Source organism: Pseudomonas protegens, assembly GCF_013407925.2.
Classification (GTDB): Bacteria; Pseudomonadota; Gammaproteobacteria; order Pseudomonadales; family Pseudomonadaceae; genus Aquipseudomonas; species Aquipseudomonas fluorescens_AP.
Genome location: NZ_CP060201.1, coordinates 6,387,234 through 6,402,618, shown reverse-complemented (window position 1 = coordinate 6,402,618; position 15,385 = coordinate 6,387,234). Strand labels below are relative to the sequence as shown.

Annotated in this window: 10 protein-coding genes; 6 read left to right on the top strand and 4 right to left on the bottom strand. The window is 65.4% G+C overall.

The genetic code is table 11. From position 1 onward, the window contains the following. Positions 1-49: 49 nt before the first annotated feature. The 3 genes from glgB to GGI48_RS29500 form a co-directional block, all read right to left on the bottom strand. On the bottom strand, positions 50-2,293 hold the full coding sequence (glgB, locus tag GGI48_RS29510; RefSeq protein ID WP_179601494.1) for a 1,4-alpha-glucan branching protein GlgB: 2,244 nt from the start codon (positions 2,291-2,293) through the stop codon (positions 50-52). Further along, a complete protein-coding gene (gene treS / locus GGI48_RS29505) occupies positions 2,290-5,640 on the bottom strand; it encodes a maltose alpha-D-glucosyltransferase (protein ID WP_179601492.1) in 3,351 nt (1,116 codons plus the stop codon). Before treS ends, glgB begins: the two co-directional genes overlap by 4 nt. Before the next feature lie 138 nt (positions 5,641-5,778). Next, positions 5,779-7,776, bottom strand: a complete 1,998-nt coding sequence (locus tag GGI48_RS29500) for an alpha-1,4-glucan--maltose-1-phosphate maltosyltransferase (RefSeq protein ID WP_179601490.1) — start codon at positions 7,774-7,776, stop codon at positions 5,779-5,781. A gap of 203 nt (positions 7,777-7,979) precedes the next feature. Between GGI48_RS29500 and GGI48_RS29495 the strand changes: the two genes are divergently transcribed. The 6 genes from GGI48_RS29495 (at position 7,980) to GGI48_RS29470 (ending at position 14,593) form a co-directional block, all read left to right on the top strand. Continuing rightward, entirely contained in the window at positions 7,980-8,141 is a 162-nt protein-coding gene (locus GGI48_RS29495) for a hypothetical protein (protein ID WP_179601488.1), read from the top strand. 287 nt (positions 8,142-8,428) lie between these two features. Beyond that, positions 8,429-9,844, top strand: a complete 1,416-nt coding sequence (gene ccoG / locus GGI48_RS29490; protein WP_047304572.1) for a cytochrome c oxidase accessory protein CcoG — start codon at positions 8,429-8,431, stop codon at positions 9,842-9,844. A 158-nt stretch (positions 9,845-10,002) separates the two neighbouring features. Beyond that, positions 10,003-11,412, top strand: a complete 1,410-nt coding sequence (mapR, locus tag GGI48_RS29485; RefSeq protein ID WP_047304573.1) for a GntR family transcriptional regulator MpaR — start codon at positions 10,003-10,005, stop codon at positions 11,410-11,412. 619 nt (positions 11,413-12,031) lie between these two features. Beyond that, complete coding sequence (locus GGI48_RS29480) at positions 12,032-13,087, top strand: hypothetical protein (protein WP_179601487.1); 1,056 nt, start codon at positions 12,032-12,034, stop codon at positions 13,085-13,087. A gap of 14 nt (positions 13,088-13,101) precedes the next feature. Then, positions 13,102-13,884, top strand: a complete 783-nt coding sequence (locus GGI48_RS29475; RefSeq protein ID WP_179601484.1) for a PoNe immunity protein domain-containing protein — start codon at positions 13,102-13,104, stop codon at positions 13,882-13,884. Between the two features lie 58 nt (positions 13,885-13,942). Continuing rightward, the gene (locus GGI48_RS29470; protein WP_260620564.1) at positions 13,943-14,593 is read left to right on the top strand and encodes a hypothetical protein; all 651 of its coding nucleotides are present in this window, start codon (positions 13,943-13,945) and stop codon (positions 14,591-14,593) included. 19 nt (positions 14,594-14,612) lie between these two features. Here the strand turns inward: GGI48_RS29470 and GGI48_RS29465 are convergent, their stop codons facing one another. Then, on the bottom strand, positions 14,613-15,359 hold the full coding sequence (locus GGI48_RS29465; RefSeq protein ID WP_179601482.1) for an SDR family oxidoreductase: 747 nt from the start codon (positions 15,357-15,359) through the stop codon (positions 14,613-14,615). Positions 15,360-15,385: the final 26 nt, after the last annotated feature.

Sequence of the window (15,385 nt, the reverse complement as noted above, 5' to 3'; positions counted from 1 at the left end):
AGGGCCTGCGCCGTGGCCGCAGCAGGCTCAGCGCACGGCAAGCCGACGACTAAGGGATATCGCCGCTGTCGGGGCGCAGCACCAGCACCGCCAGGGGCGGCAGGTTGAGCACCAGGGACAGGGCCTGGCCATGGCTGCCCTGCTCCTGGCTGAAGGCCTCGCCGCCGTTGCCGTAGTTGGACCCGGCATACAGCTGCGAATCGCTGTTGAGCAGTTCGCTCCAGCGCCCGGCCAGGGGCACGCCGACCCGGTAGGCCGGGCGCGGCACCGGGGTGAAGTTGGCCACCACCAGCAACGGCTCGCCGCTGCGGCTCCAGCGCAGCCAGGCATACACGCTGTTGATCGCGTCATCGCCAATCAGCCATTGGAAGCCCTGGGGCACGTCGTCCTGGTCATGCAGCGCCGGGTACTGGCGATACAGCTGGTTGAGGTCGCTCACCAGCTTTTGCACCCCGCGGTGCTCGGGGTACTGCAGCAGGTACCAGTCCAGTTGCTGATCGTGGTTCCACTCGCGCCACTGGCCGAACTCGCAGCCCATGAACAGCAGCTTCTTGCCCGGATGGGTCCACATGAAGCTCAGGTAGGCCCGCAGGTTGGCGAACTTCTGCCAGCGGTCCCCGGGCATCTTGTCGATCAGCGAATGCTTGCCGTGCACCACCTCGTCATGGGAGATCGGCAGGATGAAGCGTTCGGACCAGGCGTACACCAGGCCGAAACTCAGCTCGTTGTGGTGATGGCCGCGGTACACCGGGTCCTGCTGGATGTAGTGCAACGAATCGTGCATCCAGCCCATGTTCCATTTGTAGGCAAAGCCCAGGCCGCCCTGGTCGGTGGGTCGGCTGACCCCGGGCCAGGCGGTGGACTCCTCGGCGATCACCAGGGCACCCGGGGCTTCCAGGGCCACCACGTCGTTGAGGTGGCGCAGAAAGTCGATGGCCTCCAGGTTCTCGCGACCGCCATGGCGGTTGGGCACCCATTGCCCGGCCTTGCGCGAATAGTCGCGATAGAGCATCGAGGCCACGGCGTCCACCCGCAGGCCGTCGACATGGAAATGCTTGAGCCAGTGCAGCGCCGAAGCCAGCATGAAACCGTGCACTTCGGTGCGCCCGAGGTTGTAGATCAGGGTGTCCCAGTCCTGATGGAAGCCTTCCAGGGGGTTGCCGTATTCATACAGCGCGGTGCCGTCGAACTGCGCCAGGCCGTGGGCGTCGGTGGGAAAATGCGCCGGCACCCAATCGAGGATCACCCCGAGCTGGGCCCGGTGGCAGGCATCGACAAAGGCGGCAAAATCCCGCGGGCTGCCATAGCGGGCGCTGGGGGCGAACTGCGACAGCGGCTGGTAGCCCCAGGAGCCGCCAAAGGGATGCTCCATGATCGGCATCAGTTCGATATGGGTGAAGCCCAGGTCCTTGACGTAGGGAATCAGGCGCTCGGCCAGTTCGGCCCAGCTGTACTGGCGGGCCACCTCCCCCAGGTCGTCCACCTCGCACTGCCAGGAGCCGGCGTGCAGCTCGTAGATCGACAGCGCCGCGTCGGGCCGCTGCAACTGGCCGCGTTGCGCCATCCACGCCTGGTCCTGCCAGTTGAAATCCAGCGGTTCGGCGACCCGCGAGGCGGTATCCGGCGGCAGTTGCGTGGCCAGGGCCATGGGATCGGCCTTGAGCGGCAGGATGCCCTGGGGCCCGAGAATCTCGTACTTGTAGGCCTCGCCGGGCTGCAACCGCGGGATGAACAGTTCCCAGACCCCGGACGGATGACGCAGGCGCATCGGGTGGCGGCGCCCGTCCCAGACATTGAAATCCCCGACCACCGAGACGCGCCGGGCATTGGGCGCCCAGACCGCGAAGCGCACCCCGGCGACGCCGTCGATGCAAGTCACCTGGGCGCCCAGGCAAGCACTCAGATCGCGGTGATTGCCTTCTGCGAACAGGTACAGATCCATGTCCCCCAGCAACGGGCCGAAGCTGTAGGGGTCCTCGCTGATCTGTTCGCCTCCGGCCCACTGCACCCGCAAAAGATAGGCCTGGCAGGTGTCGAAATGCCCGACAAACAGCCCCGGCGCCTCGGCGGCCTGCAGGCTGCCCAGCACCTGCTGCTGGTCCCGGTCCAGCACCTGCACGCTCAGCGCCCCGGGCACAAAGGCGCGGATGAACTGGCCGCCCGCGCCGTCCCCGTGGGGACCGAGAATGGCGAACGGGTCGTGATGTTCCGCCCGTACCAGGGCGTCGATGGCCTTGGCCGGGGGCAGCAATGCCGCTGTGGGCTTTCCCTGTTCCTTGTTCGAGACACTCATGACTGCTCTCCACCACGCTCAAGTTCGGAAAAAGCTTGCAGCTCACTCAACAACCGCACCAGGCCGTGCAAGGGCACGTGCAACCAGGTCGGTCGGTTTTGCGCTTCATAGGCCAACTCATAGGCGGCCTTCTCCAGGCTGAACAGGGCCAGGGCGGCGTCAGCGGCGCCGGGTTCCTGCCAGCCATGGGCAAGCGTAGCCGTCGCCAGCCGATACGCCTGGACAAAGGCCTGCCGCGCTTGGTCGAGGTAACGCCGCAGCACCCGCTCCCGCGCCGCCACGGCCGCAGGCGACCCATCGACCACCGGCGCCTCGCGGGCCATGGCCGCGGCATAGTCGAAGGAACGTAGCACCCCGCTGACGTCCTTGTACGGGCTGTGCTTGCCCCGGCGCTCGGCCAGGGACCGCGCCGGCTCGCCCTCGAAGTCGATCAGGTAGGCATCGCCCTGGACCACCAGCACCTGGCCCAGGTGCAGATCGCCGTGAACCCGGATGCGCAGGCCACCCACCAGCTGATTGGCCAGTTGCTGGATATGACCGAGGATCTGCGCCTTGTGCTGCAACAATCGACTCACCCATTGTCGGTCCTGTGTGCTCAGTTGGCCTTGATGCTGCTTGAGCAACTGCAACCCCCGTTCCAGTTGCCCGGCCACCTGCCGATTCCAGGCCTGGGTGTCCTTGCGGGTGCTCACTTGCGGTGCAAAGTCCGGGCCGCTGCCCGGGGCCGCCAGCAACCGGTGCATTTCGCCCAGGCGCTGGCCCAGCAGCCCGGCGAACTCGCGCAGTTCGCCAAGGGCGTTGTAATGCTGCTCCTGCTCGGACATGGCGTCCGCCAGCTCATCGTGGATGGCCCGTTGCAGCGTGTTCTGCGTCCACTCCCAGGCGTCGCCCTGATTGCTCAGGTAGCCCTGGGCGATCATCAGCAGGTGGTCCTCGCCCTGGGCATCGCGACGCAGCACCGCACCCAGCAGGGGCGAGATATGGGCAAAGCCCGCGGCGGTGAGGAAGGCGCCCATTTCCAGTTCCGGGTGCACCCCGGCGGACACCCGGCGCAGCAGCTTGAGCACCAGCCTGCCGCCGACCACCACCGAACTGTTGGACTGCTCCGCCGACAGGTAGCGCACCTCGGACTCGGCCCCCGGGCCCAGCCCGTCCAGGGCCGGGCTGCCCTCGAAGCGGATCTGCCCGGCCTCGCACTCCAGCCGGGTACGGGCCTGCAGGGCCTGGAGCACGTCGCGCACGAAACTGTCGAGAACGAAGGCATCGGTGATCAGCCCGACCTGGCGCCCGCGACGCACCCGGGCCATCGCCAGTTGCTGGGCCAAGGCACTGCCGGACGGTTCTTCGCCGAGCAGGCCGAAAGGCAACTGATAGCGCTCGGACTGGCCGTCGCGGCTGACCTCGATCTCGCTGAGCAGCACCGGATGCCGAGGATCACCAAAGCGCACGGCATAGGCGATATGCGGCGCTTGCAGGGCGCTGTCCTTGCCGGCGAACCAGCGGCGCTTGGGCAGCCAGAGGGGCAGCACCTCGTGCTCCAAGGTGGTGCGCGACGGCGCTTCGAGCAATTCTTCGAGGCGCTTTTTCAGGACCAGGGTGCGAAAGTCCGGCAGGCTCTGCGCCGGTTCCACGTGCCAGCTGGGCATCTGCTGCTCGGCGGCCAGGACGAACCAGTAGAAACCGTAGGGCGCCAGGGTCAGCAGAAAGTGCAACTGGCCGATGGGCGGGAAAGCATTGCCGCCGAGCATTTCCACCGGGACCCTGCCGGCGAAGGCCGACAGGTCCAGTTCCGCGGCCTGGGCACTGCGCGAGACGTTGGCCACGCACAGGATGATTTCCTGATGGCCGTCGGCGTCGGTGTATTCCCGGGTGTAGGCCAGGATCCGCCGGTTGCTCGGCGACAGCATCTTCAGGCTGCCGCGGCCAAAAGCCTTGGATTGCTTGCGCACCGCCAGCATGCGCCGGGTCCAGTTGAGCAGGGAGTGAGGGTCGCCGGACTGGGTCTCGACATTGACCGACTGATAGCCATACAGCGGGTCCATGATCGGCGGCAGCACCAGGCGGGCCGGGTCGGCCCGGGAAAAACCGCCATTGCGGTCGATGGACCACTGCATCGGCGTGCGCACGCCATCACGGTCCCCCAGGTAGATGTTGTCGCCCATGCCGATCTCGTCGCCGTAATACAGGGTCGGGGTGCCGGGCATCGACAGCAGCAGGCTGTTGAGCAGCTCGATGCGCCGCCGGTCGCGTTCCATCAGCGGCGCCAGGCGCCGACGAATGCCCAGGTTGATCCGCGCCCGGCGGTCGGCGGCGTAGTAGTTCCACAGGTAGTCGCGCTCCTTGTCGGTGACCATTTCCAGGGTCAGCTCATCGTGGTTGCGCAGAAAGATCGCCCACTGGCAGTGGGTCGGGATCTCCGGGGTCTGGCGCAGGATATCGCTGATCGGGAAGCGATCCTCCTGGGCCAGGGCCATGTACATGCGCGGCATCAGCGGGAAGTGGAAGGCCATGTGGCACTCGTCGCCGTCGGCGCCATTGGTTGACTGACCAAAGTACAGCTGGGTGTCTTCCGGCCACTGGTTGGCCTCGGCCAGGAGCATGCGGTCCGGGTAGTGGGCGTCGATCTCGGCGCGAATGCGCTTGAGCACGTCGTGGGTCTCGGGCAGGTTCTCGTTGTGGGTGCCATCGCGCTCGATCAGGTAGGGAATGGCGTCCAGGCGCAGGCCGTCGATGCCCATGTCCAGCCAGTAGCGCATCACCGAGAGCACCGCCTTCATCACCTGGGGGTTGTCGAAGTTGAGGTCCGGCTGGTGGGAATAGAAGCGGTGCCAGAAGTACTGGCCGGCCACCGGGTCCCAGGTCCAGTTGGACGTTTCGGTATCGAGGAAGATGATCCGGGTGCCGGCGTATTTCTGGTCGTCGTCGGACCATACATAGAAATTGCGCGCCGCCGAGCCCGGTTTGGCCTTGCGCGCCCGCTGGAACCAGGGGTGCTGGTCCGAGGTGTGGTTGATCACCAGCTCGCTGATCACACGCAGCTCGCGCTTGTGGGCCTCGGCGATAAAGCGCCGGACGTCGGCCAGGGTGCCGTAGTCGGGGCTGACCCCGCGGTATTCGGCGATGTCGTAGCCATCGTCGCGCCGCGGCGAGGGGTAGAACGGCAACAGCCAGAGGGTGTTGACCCCCAGGTCCTTGATGTAGTCGAGCTTGGCGATCAGCCCCGGAAAATCGCCGATTCCGTCGTTGTTGGAATCGAAAAACGACTTCACATGCACCTGATAGATCACCGCGTCCTTGTACCAGAGCGGGTCCTTGATAAAGGTCGCTGAGCGGGGTTTCTTGGCCATGTCGGACTCCTGAAAAAAATCAATTCGTACCGGCGCACCCGGCGATGCGCCACGACCACCGCAGGCGCTGGCTTGCCAGCGAAGGCGTCGGCCAGCCCGGCGCAAGGCTCAGGGGCCTCTTCGCCGGCAAGCCGGCTCCTACAGGGGGCTGATGCGCCAGATGCCGAAGGGTTGCGCCGGTTCCAGGCGCATGAACTGGGTCTTGCCGTACCAGGTCCAGCGGTGGCCGTTCATCAGGTCTTCACCCTGGGTCGGGGCGTCGTCGGGCAGGCTCATTTCCCACAGCGGCAGCTCGAAATGGGCCTCCTGCGGGTTGAACGGATCGAGGCTGACCGCCACCAGCACGAAGTTGCCGCCGTCGCTGCTGCGCTTGCCGAAATACAGGATCTGGTCGTTCCAGGCGTTGTACAGCTTGAGCCCCAGGTGACTGTGCAGCGCCGGGTTCTGCCGGCGGATGCGGTTGAGCTGGGCGATCTCGGCAATGATGTTGCCCGGGGCGCTGAAGTCCCGGGGGCGGATCTGGTATTTCTCCGAATCCAGGTATTCCTCCTTGCCCGGCAACGGTGCCGATTCACACAGTTCAAACCCGGAGTACAGGCCCCACAGCCCCGAGCCCATGCTGGCCAGCACCGCGCGGATCAGAAACCCCGGGCGCCCCGAGTCATGCAGAAACGCCGGGTTGATGTCCGGGGTGTTGACGAAGAAGTTCGGCCGGAAACACTCGCGCCACGGCGACTGGTTGAGCTCGCTGAAGTAGCTGGCCAGTTCGCTCTTGGTGTTGCGCCAGGTGAAGTAGGTGTAGCTCTGGGAGTAACCGATCTTGCCCAGGCGCGCCATCATCGCCGGGGTGGTGAAGGCTTCGGCGAGGAAGATCACCTCCGGGTGCCGGCCGCGCACCTCGGCGATCAGCCACTGCCAGAACGGCAGCGGCTTGGTGTGGGGGTTGTCCACGCGAAACAGCTTGACCCCCTCCTCGACCCAGCCGAGGACGATGTCGCGCAATTCCAGCCACAGGCTGGGGATGGCTTCGGCGGCATAGAAGTCGACATTGACGATGTCCTGGTACTTCTTCGGCGGGTTCTCGGCGTATTTGATGGTGCCGTCCGGGCGCCAGTTGAACCAGCCCGGATGCTGGGTCAGCCAGGGGTGGTCCTGGGAACACTGGATGGCGAAGTCCAGGGCGATTTCCAGACCGTGGTCGGCGGCGGCGGCCACCAGCCGGCGAAAGTCCTCCAGGCTGCCCAGTTGCGGATGGATGGCCTCGTGGCCACCCTCCTCGCTGCCAATCGCGTATGGGCTGCCGGGGTCGTCCGGGGCCGCCGTCAACGAGTTGTTGCGGCCCTTGCGGTGGCGGCGGCCGATGGGATGGATCGGCGGGAAGTACAGCACGTCGAAGCCCATGTCATGGATCATCGACAGCCGCCCATGGACATCGTCGAAGGTGCCGTGGCGCTGGGGATCATCGGTGATCGAGCGGGGAAACAGCTCGTACCAGCTGGCAAATTGCGCGCGCTCGCGCTCCACATCCACCGGGTACTCGAGGCTCAGGCTCAGGTAGGGACGGTGATCGGCCTCGGCCATCAGCCGGGCGCTGTGCTCAGCGAGAAACAACGCCACCTGCTCGGCCTCCAGCAAGCCGGCCAGTTGCTGCCGCAACGCCAGCAATTGCTCGCGCAACGCCCCCTCGCTGCGTTCGGCGGCCTGTTGCACCTGATTGCGCCCCTCCTGCAGTTCCAGGCTCACCGGCACCCCGGCCTGGTGCTTTTTCTGCAGTTCGTGACAGAAGCTGGCGAACTGATCGATCCAGGCTTCGATGCAGAAGCGGTAGCGGCCCACGGCCGGCACCGGGAAACGCCCCAGCCAGGCGTCGTTGCCCTGATCCTCCAGAGCCTGGCTGTACCAACGGTCCTGGCACTCGTTGCGCCAGCGCAGGCGCACCGCCAGTTGATCGTGGCCGTCGGTGAAGACCTTGCACGTCACCTCGACCTCCTGCCCCGCCACGGCCTTGACCGCGAACTGCCCGCCATCGAGCACCGGACGGGTGTTCTCGATGGCGATCCGCGGCAGCAGCAAGGCCTGGGACAAGGGCAGCGGCGACGGCTGGTCGTGCTGTTCTGTCGGTTTCTCTGCAGTCATCGAGCATCACCCCTCTTACACGTCCAAGACGCTCTGGTTGTGGAGCCGGCAGCCCCCGGTGAATCCGTGCACCTAGTGTCCGAGCCACAGGCCGCGGTGAAAGTTCAGCGCGATTGCTCGGCCAGGCGACGGGAATCAATTCCGCCCGGGCAGGGTCCACCGCAAGAGCCCGTGCATCGACAAGCACAAAGGAGGCCATAGCGATGAATATCCCGATCCCGGCAGAAACCCCCGACCCGAACCTCGACCAGCCGCCCCTGCCCCCCAGCGATCCGCCAGTGCCCGAGCAGGAACCGCCCGCCACCCCCGCGCCGCCCAAGGGCGACCCGCCCGCCAATCGGCCGCCGCTGGAGCTCCAAGCATAGCCAGCGGCCCCGCTACGCCGGCGGACGCTGCCGGCGGTCGGCGTCATCTGCACGCCACCGAAGGTGATTCGGTGATTTGCCTGACCTGGATCAGGGCCTCTGGCACAGGCCTGTGCCAGAGGCCCTGACGGCTATCCCCGGGGGTGCTGGAGGGGGTGCAGCAAGTTGTCGCAGGGGCCCGGAAAAGCTCATCTGATACGGTTTTTTATCAAATACCTGAGCCTGTTATGCAAACAGATCCGTGGTCATAGTTGCGCGGCCTGATGGAGGCTGATGAGCGAACGACCATGAGCGAAAGAATCCCCGTCCGATTAGTAGAGACCTTCGAACCTTCACAACCCAAACAGATGAAGTCGAAGACCACCGACAAACACGTTTACACCCGCAGCTTCACCGGTTTGTTCCGTACCCTGCGCATGACCGGCGCGGGTTTTCTGTTCCTGCTGTTCTTCGGCACGGTGTGGTTGAACTGGGGCGGCCGCCAGGCGGTGCTCTGGGACCTGGCCGAGAGCAAGTTCCACATTTTTGGCGCGACCTTCTGGCCCCAGGACTTCATTCTGCTCTCGGCGCTGCTGATCATCTGCGCCTTCGGCCTGTTCGCCATCACGGTGTTCGCCGGCCGGGTCTGGTGCGGCTACACCTGCCCGCAAAGCTCGTGGACCTGGCTGTTCATGTGGTGCGAGAAGGTCACCGAGGGCGAGCGCAACCAGCGCATCAAGCTGCAAGCCGCGCCCTGGGGCCTGAACAAGCTGGCGCGCCGGGCCATGAAGCACACCCTGTGGCTGGGCATCAGCCTGCTCACCGGCCTGACCTTCGTCGGCTACTTCACCCCGATCCGCCCCCTGGCCCACGAACTGCTGACCCTGCAGATCGGCGGCCTGAGCCTGTTCTGGGTGCTGTTCTTCGCCGCGGCCACCTATATCAACGCCGGCTGGCTGCGCGAAGCGGTGTGCATGCACATGTGCCCCTATGCCCGCTTCCAGAGCGTGATGTTCGACAAGGACACCCTGACCATCTCCTACAACCCGGTGCGCGGCGAAAGCCGTGGCCCGCGCAAGCGTGATGTGAAGCCCGCCGATGTCGGCCTGGGCGATTGCATCGACTGCCAGCTGTGCGTGCAGGTCTGCCCCACCGGCATCGACATCCGCGACGGCCTGCAGATGGAGTGCATCGGCTGCGCGGCGTGCATCGACGCCTGCGACTCGATCATGGACAAGATGGGCTATGCCCGGGGGCTGATCGCCTACACCTCCGAACACGAGCTGCAAGGGGGCAAGACCCACCTGCTGCGGCCGCGCCTGGTGGGCTACAGCGCGGTGCTGCTGGTGATGATCGGCGCCCTGGTGCTGGCCCTGGTGCAACGGCCTATGGTGTCCCTGGACGTGAGCAAGGACCGTGGCCTGTTCCGCGAGAACGCCATGGGCCAGATCGAGAACATCTACAGCCTGAAGATCATCAACAAGACCCAGGAACGGCAGAACTACCGCCTGGCCCTGGTGGACGGCGATGGCTTCGAACTGCAGGGCAAGACCGAACTGAGCCTGGCCCCCGGGGAAATCACCGACCTGCCGGTCTCGGTGGCCATGACCCAGGACCGTGCGCAAAGCAGCTCCCAGGCCATCAGCTTCAAGGTCGCCGACAGCGATGACCCAAGCGTCTACGCCGTGGCCAAGAGTCGTTTTGTCGCGCCGATCAACCGCTGAGCCTCTAGAATGCCGTGGCCGGGGAGCCTGCTGGCTTCCCCGGACCACGGGAACGCTGTACTCGACGCTGCCATGGGCCCGCCCTGGCCGTCGAGTCCCCCGACTCCCTCGCCACCGAACACCTAGACCCGATGACCAGACTGGATCTTGCCCCGCAGATGAAACGCTACGAAAAATTCGCCGATGACATCGCCGAACTGATCCGCTCCGGGGTCCTGGGCCCGGGACAGCGCGTGCCTTCGGTACGCTACGCCAGCCAGACCTACGGGGTCAGCCCGTCAACGGTGTTCCAGGCCTACTACCTGCTGGAGCGCCGCGGCCTGATCCGCGCCCGTCCGCGTTCCGGCTACTTCGTCAACGCCCACGCGCCGAGCCCGTTCTCCGAGCCGGTGATCAGCAGCGAAGTCAACGAATCCACTGAAGTCGATGTCAGCGAACTGGTGTTCTCGGTGCTCGACTCGATCAAGGACCCGAGCACCGTGCCCTTCGGCTCGGCGTTTCCCAGCCCGACCCTGTTCCCCCTGCAACGCCTGTCCCGCTCCCTGGCCAGCGCCAGCCGCGAGATGGACCCGCGGGTGGTGGTCACCGACATGTCCCCGGGCAACCCGCAACTACGCCGGCAGATCGCCCTGCGCTACATGGTGGCCGGGCTGATGCTGCCCATGGAGGAGCTGCTGATCACCAACGGCGCCCTGGAGGCCCTGAACCTGTGCCTGCAAGCGGTGACCGAACCCGGCGACCTGGTGGCGATCGAGGCCCCGGCCTTCTATGCCAGCCTGCAAGTGCTGGAACGGCTCAAGCTCAAGGCGGTGGAAATTCCCGTGCACCCGCGGGACGGCATCGACCTCGGGGTCCTGGCCCAGACCCTGGAACGCCACCCGATCAAGGCCTGCTGGTGCATGACCAGCTTCCAGAACCCCATGGGCGCGAGCATGCCCGAGGCCAAGAAGCAGGAACTGGTGGAACTGCTGCGCCAGCATCAAGTGCCACTGATCGAAGACGACGTCTACGCCGAGCTGTACTACGGCCAGCAGGCGCCGAAACCGGCCAAGGCCTTCGACACCGAGGGCCTGGTGATGCACTGCGGCTCCTTCGCCAAAAGCCTGGCCCCCGGCTACCGCATCGGCTGGGTGGCGGCCGGGCGTTATGCGCAGAAAATCGAACGGCTGAAACTGATGACCTCGCTGTGCGCCTCGATGCCGGCCCAGGCGGCGATTGCCGACTACCTGCAGCACGGCGGCTACGACCGCCACCTGCGCAAACTGCGCTACGCCCTGGAAGAACAGCAGAGCGCCATGCTGGCGGCGATTGCCCGCTACTTCCCGGCGCAGACCCGGGTCAGCCAGCCGGCGGGTGGCTACTTCCTGTGGCTGGAACTGCCGCCGCAGATGGACTCGCTGAAACTGTTCCAGATGGCCCTGGCCCAAGGCATCAGCATTGCTCCCGGGCCGATCTTTTCCCCGACCCAGCGCTTTCGCAACTGCATCCGCCTGAACTACGGCAGCCCCTGGAACGACGCCGCGGAACAGGCCATGGAAACCCTGGGCCGCATCATCCGCTCCTTTTGAGTGGTGCTTAGCGTCTACGGCGTCGGAATGCCGCCCAAGCCGTTCGCAGCCTGCGGCAGCGTCTACACAAATCCCCGATCGGCATTGGCCCTGTAGCCGCTGCTGAGCCAGGGCGAAGCTGCGCAAAGGTCCGCAGGACCTTGCTTGGCGATCTCCTGTCGAACGCGCAGCAACCTAAAGATCGTGGCGTCTCCTGCGGAGCCGTTCGCAGCCTGCGGCAGCGGCTACAGAGTATGTGCGTTCTGTAGCCGCTGCTGAGCCTGCGAAGCTGCGAAAAGGTCCACAGGACCTTCGGCCCTGCCAAAAGCAACGTCGCCCTGTAAAGGACAAATGAAACAAGGCCGGCCGGTAGGCCGCCGTCACGCTCTTGATCTTGATCTGACGGAGTGGAGGGGCAGAAGCGTTTTGCTCACTTTAGTCTGGGCCGGCATTCCGGCTTTTCCAAAGTGAGTCGCTGTAAGAGCGAAACCGCCAACCGCCCCACCCGCAGCAACGGATATGCCCCCACAACCACAACAATGCACACCTCCCAACATAAAAAAACCGCCAAGGCGCCTTGCCCCACCCCCTCAATTCATTCAGCATCCGCGCTCCATTTTTCCAGGGAAAGGAACACGTCATGGTCGAAGACCTGTATTACGACGACTACCCAGAGGCCAAGGCCGAACTGATCAAGGCCATCGAACGCGGCCGCCTGCCCCTGCTGACCCAGGAACTCAACGCCTACGACTGCATCCAGGCGATCTTCGAACTGGACGCCATCAACAACCCCAAGGACGAGGAAGACGCCTTCTTCGACCTGGCCCTGGCCCTGATCGGCTGGATCCCCGGCCCCGGGCACGGCCTGAAGATCCTTTTGCGCCTGATCAACCGCGCCCACCAGCGCCACGCCGAAAAACTCTTCGACCTGATCCGCCACACCCTGCTGGCCTGCCGCCTGAAAACCAGCCCCGAACAGCTGCTGGAAAAGTGCCTGGACCCCGTGCGCCTGGCCGAAGAACTGCCCGAGATCATCCGCGGCGTGAGCGCCTCCAGCACCTTCAACGGCCTCACGCCCGAGCAGCAGCGCCTGGTGCTGCACAACCTCAACGAAGCCTGCGAACACACCGAATTTCTCATGGTGACGGTGCAAGAACGCATCGCCCCGTGGATCGCCGAACAGCGCAACAACTCGGCCGCCGCCCACAGCCGCGGCCCGGCCCTGGCGCCCAAGCCGCAGTCGTCCCTGGAACCGCGGCCAACGACCATCAGCGCCGCGCCACAACCCGGCGCCCCCGATGCCGCAAGCCTCGCCCAGGACGTCAACCAGGGCCTGGAACACCTCAGCGGTGAGGGCCACTGGCTGGAACTGAACCTGCACTACCCGAACCTGGAGCCGGTGTCCGGCGCCGCCTACCGAGCGGTGTTCAGTGACGGCTCGCAAGCCGAGGGCAACCTCGACCAGGAAGGTTTTGCCCGCCTGGAAGGCATCCCCGAGGGCCCGGTGCAGGTCTACTACGGCGAAGACCCACGGCCCTACCTGCGTCGGCCAATCGTTGCCCTGCCCGCGGATGCACAGCAGTTGGAGGAAGAGCTGGAGCAGCTCGACCTGGAGCCCGCCGAAGTCGACCTGGCGACCCTGCTGCTGGAAACCTCGCAGCGCAAGGCGCCCTTCACCCTGATTCCCGTCTACTGAGACAAGGCACCGACATGAACCGCAGACAAGTGTTTCTCAGCCACAAGCAGTACCACGACTTCCTCGAAAGCCTGGCCGGCGAAGAGGCGCACTGGCAGACCCACTCGATGATGGCCGACAGCCCCGAGCAGGAAGCCTCCCTCAAGGCCTCCAATGTGCGCAGCGCGCGCCTGCACCACCTGATCCTGGGCTACACCGGCGGTGCACCCATGGAGCAACTGGCCCGGGAGCTGGATGGGGTGATCGAAGGCTACGAGGACTACCAGCGCAAGATGGGGGTTTACGAAGAACGGCCGGATATCGCACCGCTGAACATCCAGGACTACCCCGACGAGTACGAGGAATATGTCCAGGTCATCAGCCTGTGCATCCTGCTGCAACGCAGCGACCTGCTACCGCGTCTGGTGCTGCTGCAGGACCGTGCCGGCTTTAGCGGCCAGGACACCCTGATCGAGGACCTGCTCAAGGCCTACCTGCCGGATCGTGAAGACGTTGATCAGTGGTTCCACGACGTCTCCACGCCCCTGATCCGGGCCATCTACACCGAAGATCCGGATGAACCCCGGGAACTGCTGGTGGAGTACTGCAACCAGTGGTACGAGGCGTTCGAACAGGCCCCATGGCACGACAGCCACCTGGACGGCGACGAAGGTTCCTACTTCGGCTACTGGGCCTTTGAAGCCGCGGCAGTGGCCTACCTCTACGGCCTGGACGACAGCGCGGTCAAGCACATGGTCTTCCCCCGGGAGATGCTCGAATACGCCCGGCGCTTTACCCCGCCGCCGATGCCCCAATAGCTGGCGCAGCACTGATAGACCCCGTTTACCACCCCTTCTTAAAGGTTATGCATTGCCCATGAAATCCTGGATCAAGACCCTGCTGATCACCCTGCTCGCGGCCGCCCTGTGCCTGCTGTTCTCCCGCGTTGTGCTGCCCCCGCTGATGGTGCAGCTGATACCGCCGAGCTGGGAAGGCCTCCCGTGGTTCGGGGTCAATCTGCTGCTATCGGGTTTCCTGGCCGGGCTGGTGGTGGCGCCCCTGCTGCGGAGCCGGCGTTATTACCCGGTGCCGCTGCTGCTTGTGCTGTCCGTCCTGGTGGTGGTCGGCAATTGGGCGCATAACCGCTGCAACGACGCTCAGCTGCAGGCCATCGAACAGCTGGAAAGGCGCAGCGCGAGTCATTCGAACCTGGGGTTCTCCAATGAGGAACCCGTGCCTTCGGCGCCCGTGGACCTGAGCGCCACACCAGGCGTCTGGGCCGATGAACAAGGCTACGGATATGGCTACAGCTGCAACCGCCCGGGGGAAACCCTGGGGTTCCTGATGCCACAGTTGATGAGCTTTGGCATCAGCGTGCTGGGGCTGTTGCTGGCCCTGCTGTTCGGCCCCGGCCGCCGCCGCGCCCGCGGAGGAAACCGTAGGAGCTGGCTTGCCAGCGAAGGCGTTGGCAAGCCCGGCGCAAGGCTTGAGGGCCCCTTCGCCGGCAAGCCGGCTCCTGTGGGATAGGCTGCAGACTTGCGGGGGCTCAGCGGCCGCCGCCCAGGTCGATGAAGCTGCCGGTGGTGTAGGAGGCCTTGTCCGACAGCAGCCAGAGAATGGCCTCGGCCACTTCGTCGGGACGTCCGCCGCGGCCCATGGGAATCGCCGATTCCAGTTTGCTGACCCGGTCGGCGTCGCCGCTCAGGGCATGAACGTCGGTGTAGATGTAGCCCGGGCGCACCGCATTGACGCGGATGCCCTCGCCCGCCACTTCCTTGGACAGGCCGATGGTGAAGCTGTCCAGGGCGCCCTTGGACGCGGCGTAGTCGACGTATTCGCCGGGAGAACCCAGGCGCGCCGCCACCGACGACACGTTGACGATGCTGCCGCCCTGCCCGCCATGGCGCGGCGACATGCGCAGCACGGCGTGCTTGGCGCAGAGGATCGGCCCCATGACATTGGTCTTCATGATCTTCTGGATGCGGAATTCGGACATTTCATCGAGGCGGGACTGGTGCCCCACGGTCCCGGCGTTGTTGACCAGGGCGGTGACCCGGCCCAGCTCGCTGTCGACCCGCTGGAACAGGCCAATGACTTCATCTTCGATGCTGACGTCGGCCCGGACGGTGATGGCCTGGACGCCCAGGGCGCGGACCTGCTCCAGCACCTGATGCGCCGCCTGCTCGTCGGCCTGGTAATTGATGCACACCTTGAAACCCTGCTGCGCGGCCAGCAATGCCGTGGCCGCACCGATTCCCCGCCCGCCACCGGTGATAACGATGACTTTGTCCATACTGCCGACCCCCTGACTGATCATTT

Excerpts from the sequence above, each read along its gene's own strand:
- glgB (WP_179601494.1), bottom strand. The coding sequence starts at position 2,293 with ATGAGTGTCTCGAACAAGGAACAGGGAAAGCCCACAGCGGCATTGCTG.
- treS (WP_179601492.1), bottom strand. The coding sequence starts at position 5,640 with ATGGCCAAGAAACCCCGCTCAGCGACCTTTATCAAGGACCCGCTCTGG.
- GGI48_RS29500 (WP_179601490.1), bottom strand. The coding sequence starts at position 7,776 with ATGACTGCAGAGAAACCGACAGAACAGCACGACCAGCCGTCGCCGCTG.
- GGI48_RS29495 (WP_179601488.1), top strand. The coding sequence starts at position 7,980 with ATGAATATCCCGATCCCGGCAGAAACCCCCGACCCGAACCTCGACCAG.
- ccoG (WP_047304572.1), top strand. The coding sequence starts at position 8,429 with ATGAGCGAAAGAATCCCCGTCCGATTAGTAGAGACCTTCGAACCTTCA.
- mapR (WP_047304573.1), top strand. The coding sequence starts at position 10,003 with ATGAAACGCTACGAAAAATTCGCCGATGACATCGCCGAACTGATCCGC.
- GGI48_RS29480 (WP_179601487.1), top strand. The coding sequence starts at position 12,032 with ATGGTCGAAGACCTGTATTACGACGACTACCCAGAGGCCAAGGCCGAA.
- GGI48_RS29475 (WP_179601484.1), top strand. The coding sequence starts at position 13,102 with ATGAACCGCAGACAAGTGTTTCTCAGCCACAAGCAGTACCACGACTTC.
- GGI48_RS29470 (WP_260620564.1), top strand. The coding sequence starts at position 13,943 with ATGAAATCCTGGATCAAGACCCTGCTGATCACCCTGCTCGCGGCCGCC.
- GGI48_RS29465 (WP_179601482.1), bottom strand. The coding sequence starts at position 15,359 with ATGGACAAAGTCATCGTTATCACCGGTGGCGGGCGGGGAATCGGTGCG.